This is a genomic window from Klenkia marina (assembly GCF_900101025.1).
In the GTDB taxonomy this organism is placed as follows: Bacteria; Actinomycetota; Actinomycetes; order Mycobacteriales; family Geodermatophilaceae; genus Klenkia; species Klenkia marina.
In genome coordinates this window covers 300,200-319,824 of sequence record NZ_FMUH01000002.1, presented here as the reverse complement: position 1 = coordinate 319,824, position 19,625 = coordinate 300,200, and the positions used below count along the sequence as shown (strand labels likewise).

The 19,625-nt window shown below is 74.5% G+C and carries 19 protein-coding genes; 6 read left to right on the top strand and 13 right to left on the bottom strand.

The features are described from left to right. Nucleotides 1–4 precede the first annotated feature (4 nt). The 5 genes from BLP29_RS06730 to BLP29_RS06710 all read right to left on the bottom strand — a co-directional run bounded on the left by BLP29_RS06730 (nucleotide 5) and on the right by BLP29_RS06710 (nucleotide 5,830). Nucleotides 5–406, bottom strand: coding sequence for a VOC family protein (locus tag BLP29_RS06730; protein ID WP_092803004.1), 402 nt, complete (start codon nucleotides 404–406; stop codon nucleotides 5–7). Nucleotides 407–679: 273 nt separating this feature from the next. After that, complete coding sequence (locus BLP29_RS06725) at nucleotides 680–1,108, bottom strand: hypothetical protein (protein ID WP_092801620.1); 429 nt, start codon at nucleotides 1,106–1,108, stop codon at nucleotides 680–682. Between the two features lie 97 nt (nucleotides 1,109–1,205). Further along, the gene (locus BLP29_RS06720) at nucleotides 1,206–2,576 is read right to left on the bottom strand and encodes an NAD-dependent succinate-semialdehyde dehydrogenase (protein ID WP_092801617.1); all 1,371 of its coding nucleotides are present in this window, start codon (nucleotides 2,574–2,576) and stop codon (nucleotides 1,206–1,208) included. A gap of 174 nt (nucleotides 2,577–2,750) precedes the next feature. Then, nucleotides 2,751–4,358, bottom strand: a complete 1,608-nt coding sequence (locus BLP29_RS06715) for an amidohydrolase (RefSeq protein WP_207798351.1) — start codon at nucleotides 4,356–4,358, stop codon at nucleotides 2,751–2,753. After that, nucleotides 4,355–5,830: an APC family permease gene (locus BLP29_RS06710; protein WP_092801613.1), complete on the bottom strand. Its 1,476-nt coding sequence runs from the start codon at nucleotides 5,828–5,830 to the stop codon at nucleotides 4,355–4,357. The genes BLP29_RS06715 and BLP29_RS06710 overlap by 4 nt, the downstream gene beginning before the upstream one ends. 96 nt (nucleotides 5,831–5,926) lie before the next feature. Between BLP29_RS06710 and BLP29_RS06705 the strand changes: the two genes are divergently transcribed. Genes BLP29_RS06705 through BLP29_RS06695 form a run of 3 tightly spaced genes read left to right on the top strand, consistent with a single transcriptional unit; the run spans nucleotide 5,927 to nucleotide 9,523 of the window. Continuing rightward, complete coding sequence (locus BLP29_RS06705) at nucleotides 5,927–6,574, top strand: TetR/AcrR family transcriptional regulator (RefSeq protein ID WP_207798350.1); 648 nt, start codon at nucleotides 5,927–5,929, stop codon at nucleotides 6,572–6,574. A 52-nt stretch (nucleotides 6,575–6,626) separates the two neighbouring features. Next, the gene (gene speB / locus BLP29_RS06700) at nucleotides 6,627–7,640 is read left to right on the top strand and encodes an agmatinase (RefSeq protein WP_092801609.1); all 1,014 of its coding nucleotides are present in this window, start codon (nucleotides 6,627–6,629) and stop codon (nucleotides 7,638–7,640) included. Continuing rightward, the gene (locus tag BLP29_RS06695) at nucleotides 7,637–9,523 is read left to right on the top strand and encodes a primary-amine oxidase (protein WP_092801606.1); all 1,887 of its coding nucleotides are present in this window, start codon (nucleotides 7,637–7,639) and stop codon (nucleotides 9,521–9,523) included. The genes speB (BLP29_RS06700) and BLP29_RS06695 overlap by 4 nt, the downstream gene beginning before the upstream one ends. A gap of 45 nt (nucleotides 9,524–9,568) precedes the next feature. Here BLP29_RS06695 and BLP29_RS06690 read toward each other — a convergent pair whose 3' ends face one another. The 3 genes from BLP29_RS06690 to BLP29_RS06680 all read right to left on the bottom strand — a co-directional run bounded on the left by BLP29_RS06690 (nucleotide 9,569) and on the right by BLP29_RS06680 (nucleotide 11,747). Continuing rightward, nucleotides 9,569–10,438, bottom strand: coding sequence for a PP2C family protein-serine/threonine phosphatase (locus tag BLP29_RS06690; protein WP_165839311.1), 870 nt, complete (start codon nucleotides 10,436–10,438; stop codon nucleotides 9,569–9,571). A 98-nt stretch (nucleotides 10,439–10,536) separates the two neighbouring features. Further along, a complete protein-coding gene (locus BLP29_RS06685) occupies nucleotides 10,537–11,088 on the bottom strand; it encodes a helix-turn-helix domain-containing protein (RefSeq protein WP_243469746.1) in 552 nt (183 codons plus the stop codon). Next, entirely contained in the window at nucleotides 11,085–11,747 is a 663-nt protein-coding gene (locus tag BLP29_RS06680) for a cyclase family protein (RefSeq protein WP_092801599.1), read from the bottom strand. Before BLP29_RS06680 ends, BLP29_RS06685 begins: the two co-directional genes overlap by 4 nt. Nucleotides 11,748–11,862: 115 nt before the next feature. Between BLP29_RS06680 and BLP29_RS06675 the strand changes: the two genes are divergently transcribed. From BLP29_RS06675 to speB (BLP29_RS06665), 3 genes are read left to right on the top strand one after another with little or no spacing between them, the layout of a single operon-like run. Then, on the top strand, nucleotides 11,863–13,386 hold the full coding sequence (locus BLP29_RS06675; protein WP_092801596.1) for a purine-cytosine permease family protein: 1,524 nt from the start codon (nucleotides 11,863–11,865) through the stop codon (nucleotides 13,384–13,386). After that, nucleotides 13,383–13,775 (top strand): YybH family protein, encoded by a 393-nt coding sequence (locus tag BLP29_RS06670; RefSeq protein WP_092801593.1) that lies wholly within the window; start codon nucleotides 13,383–13,385, stop codon nucleotides 13,773–13,775. Before BLP29_RS06675 ends, BLP29_RS06670 begins: the two co-directional genes overlap by 4 nt. Further along, nucleotides 13,772–14,716, top strand: coding sequence for an agmatinase (speB, locus tag BLP29_RS06665; RefSeq protein WP_092801590.1), 945 nt, complete (start codon nucleotides 13,772–13,774; stop codon nucleotides 14,714–14,716). Before BLP29_RS06670 ends, speB (BLP29_RS06665) begins: the two co-directional genes overlap by 4 nt. On the opposite strand, the gene BLP29_RS06660 is transcribed toward speB (BLP29_RS06665), so the two are convergent. The 5 genes from BLP29_RS06660 to BLP29_RS06640 all read right to left on the bottom strand — a co-directional run bounded on the left by BLP29_RS06660 (nucleotide 14,703) and on the right by BLP29_RS06640 (nucleotide 19,534). Next, nucleotides 14,703–16,064, bottom strand: coding sequence for an FGGY family carbohydrate kinase (locus tag BLP29_RS06660; RefSeq protein WP_092801587.1), 1,362 nt, complete (start codon nucleotides 16,062–16,064; stop codon nucleotides 14,703–14,705). The genes speB (BLP29_RS06665) and BLP29_RS06660 overlap by 14 nt on opposite strands. Beyond that, the gene (locus BLP29_RS06655; RefSeq protein WP_092801584.1) at nucleotides 16,064–16,786 is read right to left on the bottom strand and encodes a VIT1/CCC1 transporter family protein; all 723 of its coding nucleotides are present in this window, start codon (nucleotides 16,784–16,786) and stop codon (nucleotides 16,064–16,066) included. The genes BLP29_RS06660 and BLP29_RS06655 overlap by 1 nt, the downstream gene beginning before the upstream one ends. Nucleotides 16,787–16,838: 52 nt before the next feature. Then, nucleotides 16,839–17,294 (bottom strand): Lrp/AsnC family transcriptional regulator, encoded by a 456-nt coding sequence (locus BLP29_RS06650; protein WP_243469745.1) that lies wholly within the window; start codon nucleotides 17,292–17,294, stop codon nucleotides 16,839–16,841. Between the two features lie 77 nt (nucleotides 17,295–17,371). Then, nucleotides 17,372–18,763, bottom strand: a complete 1,392-nt coding sequence (locus BLP29_RS06645) for a threonine/serine exporter family protein (protein ID WP_243469744.1) — start codon at nucleotides 18,761–18,763, stop codon at nucleotides 17,372–17,374. A 57-nt stretch (nucleotides 18,764–18,820) separates the two neighbouring features. Next, nucleotides 18,821–19,534: a GntR family transcriptional regulator gene (locus BLP29_RS06640; RefSeq protein ID WP_092801578.1), complete on the bottom strand. Its 714-nt coding sequence runs from the start codon at nucleotides 19,532–19,534 to the stop codon at nucleotides 18,821–18,823. Nucleotides 19,535–19,625: the final 91 nt, after the last annotated feature.

Sequence of the window (19,625 nt, the reverse complement as noted above, 5' to 3'; positions counted from 1 at the left end):
CCGATCACCCCTCCAGGGCTGAGGGGTCCATCCAGGCGGCTTCCCAGACGTTGCCGCTGGGGTCGGTGAAGCTGGTGCCGTACATGAAGCCGTGGTCGACCGGCTCGTTGAACTGCCGGCCCCCGTGGGCGACGGCCTTGGCCAGCAGCTCGTCGCACTCGACGCGGCTCTCCGCCGACAGCGCGTTCATCACCGACACCTGCTGAGCCGGGTCACCGGTGGTGGCGCCGGCGGGCAGGAACCCGGTGAACTTCTCCCGGGTCATCACCATCGCCACGATGTTCTCGGCGACCATGAAGGACGCGGTGGTCTCGTCGGAGAACTGCAGGTTCTGCTCGAACCCGAGCCCCGCGTAGAACGCCTTGGCGGCGTCGATGTCGGTCACGGGCAGGTTCACGAAGATCATGCGCACGGCGTGCTCCCTGGGGTGCTCGGGCCGGCCCTCCCGGCCCCGTCCCCACTCTGACGCCCCCGCGCCGCAGAACTCATCGCCGCCCGCCCACTCCCCGGGTGCGCGGCAGCCGGGGCCACCCCGCGCTGACCCGCGTCAGGGCGCACTGGGAAGGGCGGCGCGCCCGGAGCCTGCTCCACGACCCGGGCGACCCGCACCGGGGCGCACGCCGGGGCCGGCTGCTGGCTCCCGCTGCCACCGACAGGGCTCGACCCCGGTCGCCGGGGATCAGGTGGTGGGCTCGGACGTCGCGCCGTCGGTGGTGGTCCCGTCGGTGGTGATGCCGTCGGTGGTGCCGTCCTGGCCTGGCGGGGTGCCGAACTGGTCGCCGTCGGGCGGGGTGACCAGCTGCCCGTCGCCGGGCGGGGTGCCGAACCGACCGCCGCCCGGGAACTCCTGGTCGGTCGTGGACGACGTTGCAGTGTCGGGCGCGGTCGCCCGCCCCACGGCGAAGCCACCCCCGCCGACGGCGGCCAGCCCGACGGCCGCAGCGGCCACCAGTGCCACCCGCGCCTTCCCGCTGCGGCGCCGCGTGTGCGGGGCCTCCTCGACCGGCGCATCGCCGGCGTACGGCTGCGCCTGGGTGTGGACGGCGGGGTCGCTCGGCGGGGTGGCCGGGGGGAACTGCTCGGTGCGGGGGTGCTGCGGGTCGGTCACGTCTGCTCCTGCGCGGGGTCCGGTGGTGGTGCGTCCTGACCACCATCGGACCCCGCGCTGTGGCGCAGCCGAGTTCGACCTCAGCGGTCGCCCAGCGTCAGCCGATGCGGACCAGCTTCTTGTTGACGAACTCGTCGGCGGCCAGCAGGCCCATCTCGCGCGAGGTGCCACTGCGCTTGACGCCGCCGAAGGGCAGTTCGGGCGAGTCGGCGAGCACCAGGTTGACGTAGACCATGCCGGCCTCGATGCGGTTCGCCACGCGCTCGCCCTGCTCGGGGTCGGTGGTGAACACGTAGGAGCCCAGCCCGAAGCCGGTGTCGTTGGCCAGCTCGACGGCGGCGTCCTCGTCGGGCACCGAGTACACGACCGCGACCGGGCCGAAGAACTCCTCGCCGTAGGCCGGGTTGTCCGGCGTGACGTCGGTGAGCACGGTGGGCTCGAAGAACGCGCCCTCGCGCGTGCCGCCCGCGACGAGGGTGGCGCCGGCGGCGACGGCCCGCTGCACCTGCTGGTCGAGGGTCTCGGCGGCGCGCAGCGAGGACAGCGGGCCCAGCTCCGTCTCGGCCTTCGTCGGGTCGGCGGGCTCGATGGCGGTCATCGCGGCGACGATGCCGGCGAGGAAGTCCTCGTACAGGTCGGCGTGGACGACGAACCGCTTGGCCGCGTTGCAGGACTGCCCGCTGTTGTCCATCCGCGCCTCGACCGCGGCCGACACGGCACCGTCGAGGTCGTCGGTGGAGAGCAGGATGAACGGGTCGGACCCGCCCAGCTCCAGCGCCACCTTCTTCAGGTGCTTGCCGGCCACCTCGGCGACCGCGGTGCCGGCCCGCTCGGAACCGGTGAGCGACACGCCCTGCACGCGGGGGTCGCCGATGATGGTCGCGGCCTGGTCGTTGCTGGCGTAGACGTTGACGTAGGCGCCCTCGGGGAAGCCGGCGTCGAGGAAGATCTTCTCGATGGCGGCCGCGGACTCGGGGCACTGCGGGGCGTGCTTGAGGATGATCGTGTTGCCGACCGCCAGGTTCGGGCCGGCGAACCGGGCCACCTGGTAGTACGGGAAGTTCCACGGCATGACGCCCAGCAACGGGCCCAGCGACGCCCGCCGGATCACCGCGGTGCCCTGCGAGCCCTCGGCCAGGTCGATCGGCTGGTCGGCGGTGACCTTCTCGGCGTTGTCGGCGTTGTACTCGTAGATGTCGGCGGCGAAGTCCACCTCGCCCTCGGCGGCGGTGATGGTCTTGCCCATCTCGCGCACGATGATCGCGGCCAGCTCGGCCCTGCGCTCGCGGTGCAGCTCGGCGACGCGGCGCAGCAGGGCGCCCCGCTCGGCGGCGCTCGAGCTGCGCGACCAGCCGCGGTGCGCGGCGGTGGCTGCGGCGATGGCGGCCTCGACCTGCTCGTCGGTGGCGGTGGGGTAGCTGGCCACGGTCTCGCCGGTGGCGGGGTCGACGACGGCGTACTCGGTCACGGCGGGTGCTCCGATCAGGGGGACGATGCGCTCCGCATCACAGCCTAGCGACGGATCCGGTTGTCCGGGAACCCGAGAGCAACGGTTTCCGTCGTTGCCCCGACCCGTTGCACCCGCCCCTCCCGGCGGGCGGCGGTCGGGCGGACGGGCGGCGGGCGGCGGGCGGCGGGCGGGTCAGCCGACCGTCGCGGCGCGGTGCACCGGGGAGCCGCCGACGACGGTGAGCAGCACCGGGCTCTCGGCGGCCTCGTCCGGCGGGGTGGTCAGCGGGTCGAGCGCCAGCGCGGTGAGGTCGGCGCGCATGCCGACCGCGATGCGCCCGGCCACCCCCGACTCCCCCGCCGCGGCCGCGGCGTGGGTGGTGTACCCCTCGAGCGCCTGCCGCGCGGTCAGCGCCTGGCCCGGCTGCACCGGCACCGAGTCCCGGCGGCCGGCCGGACGGCGCAGCTGGGCGTCGGCCATCACCGGCCGCGGGTCGTAGGGCGCGACGGGCCAGTCCGACCCCAGGGCCAGGGTGACGCCGGCCCGGCGCAGGTCGCCGCACCGCCAGGCGCCGTCGGCGCGCTCGTCGCCGAGCCGGTGCGACCAGTTGTCCGAGTGGTCGGCCTGGGAGTACAGGGTGCAGTGGGTCGGCTGCATGCTGGCGACCAGCCCGCTGGCGGCGAACCGGCGCACCAGCTCGCCGGGCATGGTCTCCAGGTGCTCGACCCGGTGGGTGGCCCCGCCGCCCACCCCCTCCAGCGACCGGACGACGTGCGCCACCGCCGCATCGCCGATCGCGTGGGTGGCGGTCGGGATGCCCCGTTCGGCGAGGTGGCGCACAGCGCGGGTGTAGGCCTGCGGGTCGGGCCAGAACGACTCGGTGGACTCGCCGAACGCGTCGGGCTCGTCCAGCCAGGCGGTGCCGCCGTCGATGGTGCCGTCGACCATGAACTTCACCCCGCCGACCTGCCAGCGCCGGCCCGCCGTGCGCTGCAGGTGCACCAGCTCGGCCAGGCCGTCGTCGTCCACGCCGGGCATGCACCACGGGGCGAATCGCAGCCGCAGCGGCAGGTCGCCGTCGGCCTCGACGGCGGCGAGCACGTCGGCGCTGTCGCCGATGAAGTCCATGACGTGCCCGCCGGTCAGCCCGCTGGCCGCCATCCCGCGCAGCAGCTCGCGGAGCTCGTCGGCCCGCGCCGCCACGGGGGCCACCGGGGCGACCTGGGCGACCAGCTCGACGGCGGCCCACTCGAGCAGCAGCCCGGTGGGCACGCCGTCGGCGTCGCAGACCACCCGGGCCCGCTGGTCGAACTCCCGCGGCCCGTCGACACCGGCGATCCGCAGCGCTGCAGCGCTGGCCAGGGCGCCGTGCGCGTCGAACAGCCGCAGCAGCGCGGGCCGGCCGCCCAGGGCGTCCTCGAGCTCGGCGGCGGCGACCGGGGCGCGGCCGAACACGTTGGGGTCCAGCCCCCAGGCCAGCACCCACTCGTCGGGACGGCGCCCGCGGGCCGTCTCGGCCAGCACCGCGCGGAGCTCGCCCAGGTCGCGGACGGCGGACAGGTCGGTGCCGGCGGCCATCTGCAGGCCGCTGACCGGGTGCATGTGGCCGTCGGTGAGGCCGGGGAGCAGGGTCGCCGTCCCGAGGTCGAGCACCTCGGTGCGCGGGCCGCGCCAGTCCGGGACGTCGGCGGCGGAGCCGAGGGCCGTGACGACCCCGTCCGTCACGGCGACCGCCTGCGCGGAGGAGCCGCCGTCCATCGTGTGCACGGTGCCGGCGAGCACCACCAGGTCGGGGCTCACGAGTGCGCCTCGGCGGTGGGCACGGTGCCGCGGCCGACGCGGGCGTACACCTCTGGCTTGGCGCCCTTCAGCCAGCGGGCCACCACGACCCCGACGACCAGCACCACCGGCACGATGCCGACCACGATCCAGTTGGCCGACGACTCGGTGGCGGTGAGCAGGCTGACGTTGTCGACCAGCAGCGCGGTGGCGACGGCGAGCAGCACGGCCGAGAGCACGCCGGCGACGACCGCCACCGGGTGCCGGGCCGGCCGGTCGGCGCGGGTGAAGAAGACGACGACCGACACGGCGGTGAGCACCTGCAGCAGTAGGACGCCCACCACCGCGGGGGTGTTGATCCAGACCAGCAGGCCGCGGAAGGGGTCGGCGCCGGCGAGGCCGAAGGCGACGACGGCCAGGGCGGCGATGCCGCTCTGCACCAGGCCCGCGGTGGTGGGCGACTGGTGCCGCGGGTGCAGGCGGCCGGCGCCGGCGGGCAGGACGCCGTCCTCGGACAGCGCCAGGGCGTAGCGGGTGACGGCGTTGTGGAAGGCGATCTGGGAGGCCAGCACGCTGCTGACGACCAGCAGCTGCATGAGCGTGGCCGCCCACGGGCCGACGTAGGTGGCGATGACCTCGAAGAACAGGCCCGGCAGGTTCGCCGCGGCAGTGCCCTGCACCCCGGCCTCGCCGAACGCCTGCACGACCGACCACACGACGACGCAGTAGAAGATCGCCATGAAGCCGACCGCGATGTAGGTGGCCCGCGGGATGGTGCGCTCGGGGCGGCGAGCCTCGCTGCGGTAGATCGCGGTGGACTCGAAGCCCATGAAGGCCGCGAAGCAGAGCGCGAGGATGGCCGCCATGCCGGGCCCGGTCAGGTTGCCCACGGCGAACGAACCGCCCGAGAGCCCCTCGGCGCCACCCTCGGCGATCACCCCGCCGGCCATGAGGGCGAGGATCGCGGTCTCGGCGACCAGCAGCACCCCGAGCACCTTGGCGCCGACCTCGATGCCGAACCAGCAGACCGCGGTGACGATCGCGATGCCGACCAGCGCGATCACCGGCCAGGGCAGCGAGATGCCGAGGACGTCGAGCAGCGTGGCCTGGGTCTGCTGGGCCAGCAGCCCGTAGACCCCGACCTGCAGCCCGCTGTAGGACACCAGCGCCAGGACGGCGGCCGCGAGGCCGGCGGTCTGGCCCAGCCCGCGGGTGACGTAGGAGTAGAACGCGCCCGCGCTGCCCACGTGCTTGGTCATGGCGGTGAACGCGACGGCGAAGATGGTCAGCACGACGCCGGCGGCGAGGTACCCCGCCGGGGCACCGATCCCGCCGACCAGGAGGGCCAGCGGTGCGACGCCGGCCATCACGGTCAGCGGTGCGGCCGCGGCGACCACGAGGAAGACGATGCCGCCGGTGCCGAGGGCGTTGCGCCGCAGGCCGGGCGCATCGGGTGCGACGGCGGCGGGAGCAGGAGGGAGATCGGTGGCCATGGACGGGGTCCTCTCGGGGACGCTGGGCACTCTTAACCGAATGACGTTCGGATACTGTGAGGTGTGGTCGCCATCACCGTCAAGGGGTCGTCCCCTGTGAACGCGCCCGCGCCCCGGCGCCGCAAGCGCCTGCTCAGCGTCGAGGCGATCCTCGACGCGGCCCTGGCCCTGGTCGACGAGACCGGCCGGCTGACGATGGGCGAACTGGCGACCCGGCTGGGCAGCAGCGCGTCGTCGATCTACCACCACCTGCCCGGCCGCGACGCGATCCTCGAGGCCCTGCGCGACCGCATGGGCCAGGCCATCGGCGCGATCCCCGCCGACCAGCCGTGGGACACCGGGTTGGCCCTCTGGGTGCGCCGCTACCGCGACGCCTTCGCCGCCCACCCCAACCTGATCCCGATGCTCACCGGGCAGACCATCACCGACCCGACGGTGCTGGCCTCCTACGAGCAGGTCACGGGGATGCTGCTGCGCGGCGGGTTCGGCGAGGACGAGGTCGTGCTCTGGCTCAGCGTGGTGGACAACTTCACCCTGGGCTCGGCCCTGGACCTCGCCGCCCCCGACGACGTGTGGTCGCCCTCGGCCCCGGCGGGCGGGGAGAGCCCGACGCCCCGCATGGACGCCGCCGTCCGGGCCGCCCCCCGCGGCCGGGAGCGGGCCGACGCCGCCTTCGAGCTCGGGCTGACGGCGCTGGTCGCCGGCATGCGGGCGCACCTCGACGCCGCTGCCGACAACGGATAACGTCGTCACAGCACATCCGACCGACGGTTTCCGTCGTCCACGAGGGGGAGCGATGGCCCGCTACGGCCCGCAGTTCGGCCCGGACATCACCTACCTCGGCGTCGACCGCTGCGACCACACCGACCCGGCGACGATGGCAGTCGCCGACGTGGTCATCCTGGGCGCCCCGTTCGACGGCGGCACGAGCCACCGCCCGGGCACCCGGTTCGGGCCGCAGGCGATCCGGATGACCGACTACCTGCCGCACGACGGCTCCCGGCCCTCGCTGGCGCTGCGCACCGACGGCCTGCGCGACCTGCGGGTGCTCGACGCCGGCGACGTCGAGATGTACTCCGGCGACATCGAGGTGGCGCTGCCCGCGCTGCGCTCGGCGGTGGCCGACGTCGTCCGGGCCGGGGCGATCCCGGTGGTGCTGGGCGGCGACCACTCGATCGCGTTCGCCGACGCGGGCGGGGTGGCCGACGTGCTGGGGCAGGGCCGGGTGTCGATGATCCACTTCGACGCGCACGCCGACACCGGCGACATCGAGTTCGGCTCGCTGTGGGGCCACGGCCAGCCGATGCGCCGTCTCATCGAGTCCGGCGCGCTGCGCGGCGACCGGTTCCTGCAGATCGGCCTGCGCGGCTACTGGCCCCCGCCGGAGACGCTGGACTGGATGGCCGCCCAGCGCATGCGCTCGTACGAGATGACCGAGATCGGCCACCGCGGGCTGCAGACCTGCCTCACCGAGGCCTTCTCCATCGCCACCGACGACTGCGACGGCGTCTTCCTCTCCGTCGACATCGACGTCTGCGACCCCGGGCACGCCCCGGGCACCGGCACCCCCGAGCCCGGCGGCCTCACCGCCCGCGAGCTGCTGGACTCGGTGCGCCGCATCTGCCTCGAGCTGCCGGTGGTCGGCATCGACGTCGTCGAGGTCTCCCCGCCCTACGACCACGCCGACATCACCGCCGCGCTGGCCAACCGGGTGGTGCTCGAGGCGCTGAGCGCCATCGCCCGCCGCCGCTCGGCCCTCCCCCCGTTCGACCCCTCGCTCCCCCTGCTCGCAGATCGGAACCTGCCGTGACCGCACACCCGCTCGACCCGCTGTCCGCCGACGAGTTCCGCGCCGCCGCGGCGATCCTGCGGCGGGAGAAGGGCGTGGCCGAGGGCTGGCGGTTCGCCTCGATCGAGCTGCGCGAGCCCGCCAAGGACGTCGTCCGCACCTGGACCACCGGCGACCCCAACCCGCGCGCGGCGCGGGTGACCTGCTTCGACCGCGCGACGAACTCCGCCTACAAGGCGGTCGTGTCGCTCACCGACGACGCCGTCGTGGAGTGGACGGCGGTGCCCGGCGAGCAGCCGAACATGACCGTCGACGAGTGGCACGAGGCGCACGTCGAGCTGATCAAGAACCCGCAGGTCATCGCCTCGCTGGCCGAGCGCGGCATCACCGACCTGGACCTCGTGCTCATCGACACCTGGGCCTACGGGCACTCGCTCATCCCGCAGCAGTTCGCCGACCGCCGGGTGGGCTGGACCGACGTCTGGGTGCGCGAGACCCCGAACGGCAACCCCTACGCCCACCCGGTCAACGGGCTGCACCACGTGGTCGACCTCAACACCATGGAGCTCCTCGACATCGAGGACACCTTCTCGGTGCCCGCCCCGCAGGGCGCGATGGGCGAGTACCTGCCGTCGCTGGTGCCCGGCCTGGTCGAGCGCACCGACGTGAAGAAGTTCGAGCTCACCCAGCCCGACGGCGTCTCGCTGTCGATGGAGGGCAACGAGCTGCGCTGGCTTGACTGGTCGATGCGCATCGGGTTCAACCACCGCGAGGGCCTCGTGCTGCACCGGGTGTCCATCGACGGCCGGTCGGTGGCCCACCGCATGAGCTTCGCCGAGATGGTCGTGCCCTACCGCGACCCCAGCACCGACCATTTCCGCCGCACCGCCTTCGACATCGGCGAGTGGGGCCTGGGCTTCATGACCACCTCGCTCGAGCTGGGCTGCGACTGCCTGGGCGAGATCACCTACCTCGACGCGGTGCTGCACGACAGCCACGGCGAGCCGTACACGATCACCAACGCCGTCTGCATCCACGAGGAGGACGACGGCGTGCTCTGGAAGCACGTCGACGAGGTCGCCGGCGCCGAGGTGCGCCGCTCGCGCCGCCTGGTCGTGAGCTTCCACGCCACGGTGGCCAACTACGAGTACCTCGTCTACTGGCGCTTCTACCCCGACGGCCAGATCGAGTGCGAGGTGCGCGCCACCGGGATCATGGTGACCTCGGCGTTCGAGGACACCCCGCCCGAGCACGGCACCGTCGTCGACGACCACACCTACGCCCCGGTCCACCAGCACTTCATCGTGGCCCGGCTGGACATGGAGGTCGACACCCCGGACAACACGGTGGTGCAGTCGCACACCGAGGTGCCGGCGATCGGCCCGGGCAACCCGTACGGCATGGCGCTGACCCCGCGGAAGGCCCCGATCACCACCGAGGGCGGGTTCGACCTCGACTGGGCCTCGCAGCGCGGGTTCGCCGTCACCTCGGCGTCGAGGAAGAACGCCTGGGGTGCGCCGACCAGCTACAAGCTGGTGCCGACGGCGGCCATCCCGGCGCTGGCCGGGCCCGAGTCACCGCTCATGCAGCGGGCCGGCGTGGTCGCCCACCCGGTGTGGGTCAGCCCGTTCGACGAGGACGAGCGCTGGCCCTCGGGCGAGTTCTGCAACCAGAGCTCGCGCGACGCCGGGCTGCCCGAGTGGACGCAGGCCGGCCGCTCGGTGGAGGCCACCGACGTGGTGCTGTGGCACGTGTTCGGCCTGCACCACGTGCCGCGGGTCGAGGACTGGCCGGTCATGCCGGTGGACGTCGTGCGGTTCGAGCTCAAGCCGACCGGCTTCTTCGACCGCAACCCCACGCTGTCGATGCCGCCCTCGGCGTCCGGGAAGCCGCACTGCCACTGATCCAGCCCCCGCCGCCCGCCGTGTCCCGGCGGGCGGCGGGCGAGCTCAGTCCGGGGCGGTGACCGGGCGGAAGGCGCCGGTCGCCGGGCCCGGCCACAGGGCCTCGAGCACCTCGACGGTCTCGTCGCGGGCCCCCGAGGCCGCCCCCACGGTGCGGAAGCGCGTGGGCGGGATGCCGTCGACCATGTCGTCGAGGACGTCGGCCACCACGACGGTCACGTTGTCCGACGCCGGGGCCGACAGCGCAGCGCCGAGCAGGGTGGCGGCGGCCTGGTCGGGGTTCTCCGCCGCGGCCAGCAGCTCGGCCAGCGTCTGCGGGGCCAGCGCGCCGGACAGCCCGTCGGAGCAGACCAGCAGGCGGTCGCCGGGGCGGATGTCCACCGAGAGCACCTCGAGGCCCTCGACGTCGTCGGTCCCGCCGTGCAGGGCCGCGTAGACCGCGGAGCGCTGCGGGTGCACCAGCGCCTCCTCCGGGGTGATCGACCCCTGGTCGATCAGCGCCTGCACCAGGGTGTGGTCACGGGTCAGCTGCACCAGCTCGGGGGCCCGCCAGCGGTAGGCGCGCGAGTCGCCGATGTGGATGAGCACGGCGGAGTCGCCGAGCACGCCGATGCCGCAGAGCGTGGTGGCCATGCCCTCGAGGCGGGGCCGGTGGGTGACCGCGGTGCGGATGCGCTCGTTGGCCGCCGACACCAGCTCCCCGAGGCCGCCGTCGGCCTGCTCGGGGTCCAGCCCCCGCCCGACCGGGGCCAGCCAGCTGATCACCAGGGACGACGCCGCCGCGCCGCCCACGTTGCCGCCCACGCCGTCGGCGACCGCGACCAGCGCGGGGGACACCAGCCCGGAGTCCTGGTTGTCCGGCCGGGGCCCGGTGTGCGACCGGGCCGCGGCGTGCAGGGACAGCGCCACACCCACCCCCGGTTCCACCTCGACCGATCTCCGGTCTGTGATCTTCGCCTGCAGTCAAGCAGCCGTCGGGCCGCGCCGCCCGGGAGAGCACCCCGGTCGGGTGATCACGGTGCGGGGCTGAGCACCCACAGCACCTCGGCCGGTTCGGCGTCCGAGCCGTTGCGCCAGGTGTGCGGGGTGCGGCCGGGGAAGGTGAGCGCGTCCCCGGCGCCCAGGGCCACGACCTCGCCGTCCAGCACGACGTCCAGCGCCCCGGCCAGGACGTAGACGAACTCGACGGCCGAGCGCAGCGTGTACAGGTCGGCGCCGCCGGTGCCGCCCGGTTCGAGCTGCGAGTGGATGACCTGCAGGTCGCGCTGGCCCCCGGGGGTGAGCAAGGTCTCGTGCACCTGCTGCCCGCCGAAGGCGATCGGCGAGCCCGTGCCGGCCCGCACCAGCTGGGTGGACGGCGGGTCGAACAGCTCGCCCATGCCGATGCCGAGCACGCCGGCGACGGTCACCAGCGAGGCCACCGACGGCGACACCTCGTCGCGCTCGAGCCGCGACAGGAAGCCCTTCGTCAGCTCGGCCGCGGTGGCCACCTGGTCCAGCGTCATGCCGCGGGCCTGCCGCGCCGCGCGCAGCCGGCCGCCGATGCGGGCGTCGGGCGGGGTCACGGGGCGAGCTCGATCGCCACGGCACGCACCGGGGCGCCGTCGGCCCCGGTGAGCCGCAGGGGCAGCAGCGAGACGAACGGGTCGGGGAAGTCGACGGCCTCGAGCGCGGTGAGGTTCTCGCAGATGACCCCGCCGGCCGCGGCGACCAGGTGGTGCACGGGGTAGCCCTCGCCCGGGTCGTCGTCGGTGGGGGTGACGTCGAGGTTGGGCGCGTCGAGGCCGATCGTGCGCACCCCGGCGTCGAGCAGGCGGCGGGCGGCGTCGGCGTCGAGGAACGGGTGGTCGAAGTAGGCCGGGGTGCCGTAGTGCGCCGACCAGCCGGTGCGCAGCAGGACGACGGTGCCCGGCCCGACGTCGGGCTCGCCGAGGTCGGCCCAGGTCAGCCGGCTGCGGGGGGCCCGGCCGCGGACGTCGAGCACCAGACCCGGACCGGCGAACAGCGCCAGGTCGAGCTCGTCGATGCGGGCGCCGTCGGGGTCGAAGTGGCAGGGCGCGTCGACGTGGGTGCCGGTCTGCGAGCCCATGCTGATCGCCTGCACCGCGAAGCCGTCGGCCGCGACGGTGGCGTGCGGGCGGGAGGTGAACACCGGGTCGCCGGGGAACACCTGCGTGCCGGCGTCGACCGGCACCGACAGGTCGACCAGCCGTGTGACGCGCACGTGTCCTCGTTCCGTGGTGGGTTTCGCTGCGGTGAACTTTCGTTGCCTTCTGAGCAACAGTGGCCTTACGGTACCGCTCGGTGGCCCACGTCACCCCCGAGCGAGGAGAGCCGCGATGGCCAGCACCACCCCGACCCGCCGCCCGCGGGCGCTGGAGGTCGAGCAGCACGGCATCGACACCATCCCCGACGCAGAACGCACGTCGCGGCCGCTGGACCTGCTGCGCATCCAGTTCGGCGGGGCCAACACCTTCGCCACCATCATCCTGGGCACCTTCCCGGTGCTGCTCGGCCTGTCGCTGGTCGAGGCGGTCGCGGCCACCGTGCTGGGCGTCGTCCTGGGCGGGTTGATCCTGTCGCCGATGGGCCTGTTCGGCCCGCGCACCGGCACCAACAACGCGGTCTCCTCGTCGGCGCACTTCGGCGTGCGCGGGCGGATCGTCGGGTCGTTCCTGTCGCTGCTGACCGCCATCGCGTTCTACTCGATCTCGGTCTGGGTCTCCGGCGACGCCCTGGTCGCGGCCGGCAACCGGCTCTTCGGCCTGCCCGACGGCGACCTCACCCGCGCCCTGGTCTACGCCCTGCTCGGCGGCCTGGTGATCGTCGTGGTGGTCTACGGCTACCAGTTCATGCTGCTGGTGAACAAGGTCGTGGTCGTCGGCAACACCGTGCTCATCCTGCTCGGGCTGGTCGCCTACGCCGGCGTCTTCGACCCCTCGTACGACCCGGGCCCCGACGCCTACGCGCTGGGCTCCTTCCTGCCGACCTTCGTGCTCAGCGTGCTCATCGTGATGGGCAACCCGGTCTCCTTCGGGGCGTTCCTGGGCGACTGGTCGCGCTACATCCCGGCCGCCACCTCGCGTGCCCGGCTGCTCGGCGCCACGGTCACCGCCCAGCTGGCCACGCTCGTGCCGTTCCTGTTCGGGGTCGGGACGGCGACGCTGGTCGCCGGCGAGGCCGACTACGTCTTCGCGCTCGTGCAGGCCTCGCCGCTCTGGTACGCCCTGCTGCTCATGGTCGTCGCCGTGCTCGGCGGACTGTCGACCGGCGTCACGTCGCTCTACGGCACCGGCCTGGACTTCTCGTCGGTGTTCCCGCGGCTGGGCCGGGTGCGCGCCTCCCTGGTGATCGGCGCGCTGTCGTTCGTGTTCATCCTGGTCGGCCGGCTGGCCTTCGACCTGGTCGGCAGCGTGAACGCCTTCATCGGCGCGATCGTCATCTGCACGACGCCGTGGATGGTCATCATGGCGCTGGGCTACGTCGTGCGCCGCGGCCACTACGACCCGGCCGCCGTCCAGGTCTTCAACCAGGGCCGCGAGGGCGGGGTCTACTGGTTCTCCGGCGGGGTGAACTGGCGCGGCATGGTCGCCTGGATCCCCTCGGCGGTCGTCGGCCTGCTGTTCGCCAACTACCCGCCGCTGATCGTCGGCCCGTTCACGAACGCCTTCGGCGGCGTCGACGTCAGCCTGGTCGTCGCGCTCGTGCTGGCCGCCGTGGTCTACCTGGGCTCGCTGTTCCTGTTCCCCGAGCCGCGCTACGTGTTCGGGCCGCAGGGTCCGCGCTGGGTGCCCAGCAAGCCCGGTGAGGCCCCGCCGATCACCGACCCGGTGCGCCCGGCCGGTGCGGAGACGCCGGCATGAGCCGGGACGACGACGTCCTGGCCGCGCTCGACCGGCTGGTGGCCGCCTTCGGGGCGGGCGACGAGGAGGCCTACTTCGCCTGCATCGCACCCGAGGCCACCTTCGTGCTGCCCGGCTACCCCCGCTACGGCTCGCGCGAGGAGTACCGGGCGGCCTGGCGGTCGTGGGTGGCCGACGGGTTCGCGGTGCTCGGCTGCACGTCCACCGACCGGCACGTGCAGTGGGTCGGGGAGACTGCCCTGGTCACCCACCGCGTGCGCACCGCCGTGCGGGTGGGCGACGACCACGCCCGCACCGTCGAGCGCGAGACCGTCGTCCTCGCGCAGGTGGACGGCCCCTGGCTGGTCGTCCACGAGCACCTGTCCCCGGCTGAGGAGAACTCCCCGTGACCACCCCGATCGGCCCCGTCGACGCGACGAAGGTCCCCCGCTACGGCGGCCCGGCGACCTTCGCCCGCCTGCCCCGGCTGGACGAGGTCTCCCGCGCCGACGTCGCCGTCGTCGGCATCCCGTTCGACACCGGCGTCAGCTACCGGCCCGGCGCCCGCTTCGGCCCCGGCCACGTGCGCGCCGGCTCCAAGCTGCTGCGTCCGTACAACCCGGCGCTGGACGCGATGCCCTTCGGCACCCAGCAGGTCGCCGACGCCGGCGACCTGGGGGTGAACCCGTTCGACATCGAGGAGGCCATCCAGACCATCGACGACGGCATCTCGGCGCTGCGGGCCGACGGCGCCCAGGTGCTCACCCTCGGCGGGGACCACACCGTCGCGCTGCCGATCCTGCGCTCGGTGGCCCGTGACCACGGCCCGGTCGCCGTCCTGCACTTCGACGCCCACCTGGACACCTGGGACACCTACTTCGGTGCGCCCTACACCCACGGCACCCCGTTCCGCCGGGCCAGCGAGGAGGGCCTGGTCGACCTCGAGCGGTCGATGCACATCGGCATCCGCGGCCCGCTGTACTCCAAGCAGGACCTCGAGGACGACGCCGTGCTCGGCTTCCAGGTGGTGCGCAGCGACGACTACGAGGTCGACGGCGTGGCCAGTGTGGTCGAGCGCATGCGCCGCCGGCTGGGCGACGGGCCGGTGTACGTCTCGGTGGACATCGACGTGCTCGACCCCGCGCACGCCCCGGGCACCGGCACACCGGAGGCCGGCGGGCTGACCAGCCGCGAGCTGCTGCACACGCTGCGCGGGCTGGTCGGCCTGGACGTCGTGGGTGCCGACGTCGTGGAGGTCTCCCCCGCCTACGACCACGCCGAGCTGACCGCGATCGCCGCCTCGCACGTGGCCTACGACCTGCTCAGCGTCCTGGCTCTCAACCGCGCCTGACGCTCTCCGCGCCGGGGTCCACCACGGGGCCGAGCCGGCGCTGCGGGACCAGGTCCAGGCCCACGCCGCGGGCAGCGAGCAGGGCGGCTCCGGTGGCGGAGGCGCTGCGCACCTGCACGTGCTGCACGGGGCGGCCCAGCGCGTCGGCGAGCAGCTGCTGCACGGCCGGCGTCCGGACCCCGCCCCCGGTGAGCACCACCGGGCCGTCACCGGCGGGCCGCACCGGGTCACCGGCGGGCACCAGCAGCTCGGCGGCCGACGCGATCGCCGCAGCCACGCCGTCCAGCGCGGCCCGGCCCAGGTCGGCGCGGGTGGTGCCGGGGTGCAGGCCGGTCCAGGCGCCGCGGTCGTCCGGGCCCGCGACCCCGCCGCGCTCGCCGGTCAGCCACGGCGCGAACCGCACACCGCCGCTGCCCGGGCGCTCGAGCGTGGCCACCAGCTCGTCCCACCCGAACCCGAGCACCCGGCGCACCCAGTCCCAGGCCAGACCGGCGTTCTGCAGCGCCGCCATCGCGTACCAGCCGTCGGTGGCATCGGCGTAGGTGTGCACCACCGGGTCGAGCACGGGGGCAGGGACGGCGCCGGGCCGCAGCAGCTGTGCGCCGGTGCCCAGGTTGACCTGCAGCCCGGACGTCGTCCCGGTGGCCAGCAGCGCGAGCGGGGTGTCGGCGCCGCCGACCACCACGGGCACCTCACCGATGCCGCCGAGCACCGTCGTCCCCACGACGTCGTGCCCGGGCAGCACCCGCGGGGCACCTACTCCGGCGAGCGCCACGGCGGCGGGTGACCAGTCGTCGGCCGCGACGTCCCACAGCAGGGTGGCCGAGGCGTCGCTGCGGTCGGTGACCAGCGACTCGGCGTCCGGCACGAGGGTGGCCCGCAGGGCGTCCTTGGGCAGCAGCACGGCGGCCGCGCGCCGCACCAGGTCGGGCTCGTGCTCGGCGAGCCAGGCCGCGAGCGGGCCGGTCATGCCCGGGACCAGCGGGTTGGCCAGGGCGGCCCGGGCGTCGTCGGGCAGGTCCCGCCAGCGGTCGAGGGCCGCCCCTGCTCGCTGGTCGGGCCACAGCAGGGCCGGGGCGAGGGCGCGGCCGGCCCCGTCGACCAGCACCGCGCAGTGCATCTGGCCGGCGATCCCGAGCCCGCGCACGGCGTACCCGCTGAGGTCGAGCGAGGCGAGCGCGTCGTCGAGCGCGGCCCGCCAGACGGCGACGTCGATCTGCGCCCAGCCCGGCTGCGGGGAACGCCACGCGTAGGAGACCTCCGCCTCCGCGACGACCGCCCCGGTGGGGTCGAGCGCAGCGACCTTCAGCCCGCTGGTGCCCAGGTCCGCACCGAGGACGACGTCCATCAGCCGGCGACGCCACCCACCAGCGCACCGATGCCGAAGGTCACCGCCATGGCGACCGCGCCGCCGACCACCAGCCGGACGACCGCCCGGCCGACCCGCGAGCCGCCCAGCTTGGCGCTGACCGCGCCGGTGAGGGCCAGGGCGAGCAGCACCACGACGAAGGTGATCGGCACCCGGGCGGCGGTGGGGGCGAGCAGGATCGCGGCCAGCGGCAGCAGCGAGCCGAGGGTGAACGACAGCGCCGAGGCGCCCGCGGCCTGCCAGGGGTTGGTGAGCTCGTCGGGGTCGATGCCCAGCTCGGCCTCGACGTGCGCGGCCAGGGCGTCGTGGTCGGTGAGCTCCTCGGCCACCCGCCGCGCGGTGTCGGCCGACAGACCCTTGGTCTGGTAGATCGCGGCCAGCTCCTCGAGCTCCTGCTCGGGCATCTCGGCCAGCTCGCGCTTCTCCTTCCGCACGAGGGCCTGCTCGCTGTCGCGCTGGCTGCTCACCGACACGTACTCGCCCAGCGCCATCGACACCGCGCCCGCGACCAACCCGGCGACCCCTGCGGTGAACACCGGGCCGTCGGCCGTGGTGGCCCCGGCGACGCCGACCACCAGGCCGGCGGTGGAGACGATGCCGTCGTTGGCACCGAGCACACCGGCGCGCAGCCAGTTCAGCCGCGAGCTCAGCGCGCCGGCGTGCGGCTCGCCCGCGTGGGTGGGTGCTTCCTGCGTGGTCACGCCGCGAAGGTAGGTGGCCGCCGTCCGGCCCGCCAGGAAGGCGAGGCTCGGCTCATCCCTCGGCGCGCCGTGTGCCCCAGGCGTAGGTCTGCTTGGCCAGGCCCAGGTACAGGAAGGTCTCCGTGGACTCGACGCCGTCGACGGCCCGGATGCGGCTGACGGTGTCGAGCAGCTGCTCGTCGTCGGTGCAGACCACCTCGACCAGCAGGTCGAGCGAGCCGGCCGAGATCACCACGTAGTCGACCTCGTCGAAGGCGGCCACCGCGTCGGCGACCACCCGGCTGTCGCCGCGCACCCGGATGCCGACCATGGCCTGCCGCGGGAAACCGACCTGGCGGGGGTCGGTGACGGCGACGATCTGCATGACCCCGGCGTCCTGCAGGCGCTGCACGCGCTGCCGGACGGCGGCCTCGCTGAGCCCGACGGCCTCGGCGATGCGGGCGTAGGGACGGCGGCCGTCCTGCTGCAGCTGCTCGATGATCGCCCGCGAGGTGTCGTCCAAGGCCACTGCTGGTCGCTCGCCCATGCTTCCCCCCACGGATACCGTCGTCCGGTGGTCCCCCGACGACGGGAACAGTAGTGGGCTCAGTCCACCAGTGAGGCCCGCCGGCGCACCCGCCGCTCGAACCGGTCCAGCTGCCCGCCCAGCGGCCGGCCCAGGTAGCGGCCCAGCACGACCCCGGCGGCCAGCGCCAGCCCGACGGCGGCGGCACCGACGAGGCCGGCGGTGCCCCCGGGCACGTCGTCGTCGACCACGACGGCGAACAGGCCGCGGTAGATGGCCAACCCCGGCAGGAGGGGGACGATGCCGCACACGGCCACCAGCAGGGCCGGCACCCGCAGCCGGTCCCCGAGTGCCTCGCCGCCGAACCCGACCACGGCCGCCGCGGCGGCACTGGCCACCGCCGGCCCGGCGCCGAGCGCGCCGGCGCCGGTGAACACGGCCCACGCCAGCGCGCCGGCAGCCACCGCGACGGCGATCGCCCGCGGGCGGCCGTAGGACGCCAGCGCCCACGCCCCGCCCATCAGGGCGGCCGCCGCGGTCGACACCCCGAGGGGGACGACCACCGTCGCCGGGTCGATCACCCGCAGCGGCACCTCGACCCGCCGTGCGACGTCGAGCACGGCGGCGATGCCGACCACGATCCCGGTGGTCAGCGTGAGCACCTCGAACGCCCGGGCCGCCGCGGTGACCGGGAACCCGCTGATCGCGTCCTCCCCGGCACCGACCAGCGAGAGTCCGGCCAGCAGCACGACGATGCCGGCCGCGACCACCAGCGATGCCCGGATCTCGACCCCGGCGGCCACCAGCGCGACGGCGGTGCCGGTGGCGATGGCCGCACCCGCGGCCTGCTGGAAGAACACCGGCAGCCCGCGCCGGTTCAGGGCCCGGATGGTGCGCTCGACGACCGCGGTGGTCACCGCTGCGACCAGGGCCACCAGCCAGCCGCCGCCGAGCAGGGCGGCCACGCAGCCGGCCACGCCCGACCAGCCGAGGGCGTGGATCTGCCGCCGGTAGGGGTGCGGCGCGGCCAGGACGTCGTCCAGCCGCCGGTGGGCGTCCTCGAGCTCCAGCCGCCCCCCGGTGACCTGGGCGGCGAGGTCGGCGATGCCCTGCAGGCGGGTGTAGTCGTTGCCGCGCGGCCGCACGATGCGCATGAGCACCACCGGCGGGACGTCGTCGGGGTCGTAGCCGATGGTCAGCGACGTGAAGGTCATGTCCACCTGGCAGCTGGTCAGCCCGTAGGCCGCGGCCACCCGCAGCGCGGTCGCGGTGACGTCGGCGGCCGAGGCCCCGACGGCCATCATCGCCTCGCCGATGCGCAGGGCCAGCGACAGCGCCGACCGGGCGGTGGCGGCGTCCACCCCGCTGGCTCCGGCCCGCAGCGCGAGCGGCTCGGTCGGCGGCCCGGACCCCGACACCGCCCGCCGCGCCCGGTCGGGCAGCCGACTCCAAACCTGCGACCGCTCGCTCACGCTCCGCAGGCTACGGACCCGTGGATGGCCCGGCGCCCGGCGTCCCGGGCCGGGGGCTCACGCCCAGATGACCACGTTGCGCCGCACCGGTCCGGCCGTGCTCGGCCCGGCGAACAGCTCGGGGGACCGCTGCTGGATGCGCTCGACGTCGTCGAAGACCGCCCGCAGGTGCACGCGCATCGCGGCGCGCGCACGCTCGACGTCGCCGTCGAGCACCGCGGACAGCACCTCGCCGTGCTCCGCGATGCGCTGCGCCTGGGTCTCGGTGCCCGACAGGCCCAGGCGCCGGGCACGGTCGAGGTGCCCCTTGGCCGACAGCACCGTCGACCACGTGCGCCCGTGCCCGGACAGCTCGAGCACTCCCTGGTGGAAGGCCTCGTCGAGGGCGAAGAACGCTTCCCGGTCCAGGTCGGCGACCGCCTGCTCGTCGAGGTTGGCCCGCAGCCGGGCCACGACCCCGGCGTCCAGCTCGCCGGGCAGGTCCTCCAGCGCGGCCAGCTCGACGGCCTCCCGCAGGAACTGGGCGTCGGCGACCTGCGCCGGGTCGACCCGGCTGACGAAGGAGCCGATCTGCGGGAAGACCTGCACCAGCCCCTCCTCGGCCAGGAGGATGAGGCTCTCGCGCACCGGCGTGCGGCTGACCTGCAGCGCGGTGGCCAGCTCGTTCTCCGACAGGGCCGTGCCCGGTGGCAGCTCCAGCGTCAGCACGCGCTGGCGGAGGGTCTCGTAGACCTGCCGGCGGCTGCTGCGTCGTCCCGGTTCGCGTGCCACGGCGTGATCGTACGGGGAGGCCCTTGCCACCTCTGTGCGACACCTGCTTGTATGGCAGTACTGGAAGACAAGATGTGGTCGGTGGGCGAGA

Excerpts from the sequence above, each read along its gene's own strand:
- BLP29_RS06730 (WP_092803004.1), bottom strand. The coding sequence starts at position 406 with ATGATCTTCGTGAACCTGCCCGTGACCGACATCGACGCCGCCAAGGCG.
- BLP29_RS06710 (WP_092801613.1), bottom strand. The coding sequence starts at position 5,830 with ATGGCCACCGATCTCCCTCCTGCTCCCGCCGCCGTCGCACCCGATGCG.
- speB (WP_092801609.1), top strand. The coding sequence starts at position 6,627 with ATGGCCCGCTACGGCCCGCAGTTCGGCCCGGACATCACCTACCTCGGC.
- BLP29_RS06675 (WP_092801596.1), top strand. The coding sequence starts at position 11,863 with ATGGCCAGCACCACCCCGACCCGCCGCCCGCGGGCGCTGGAGGTCGAG.
- BLP29_RS06670 (WP_092801593.1), top strand. The coding sequence starts at position 13,383 with ATGAGCCGGGACGACGACGTCCTGGCCGCGCTCGACCGGCTGGTGGCC.
- BLP29_RS06660 (WP_092801587.1), bottom strand. The coding sequence starts at position 16,064 with ATGGACGTCGTCCTCGGTGCGGACCTGGGCACCAGCGGGCTGAAGGTC.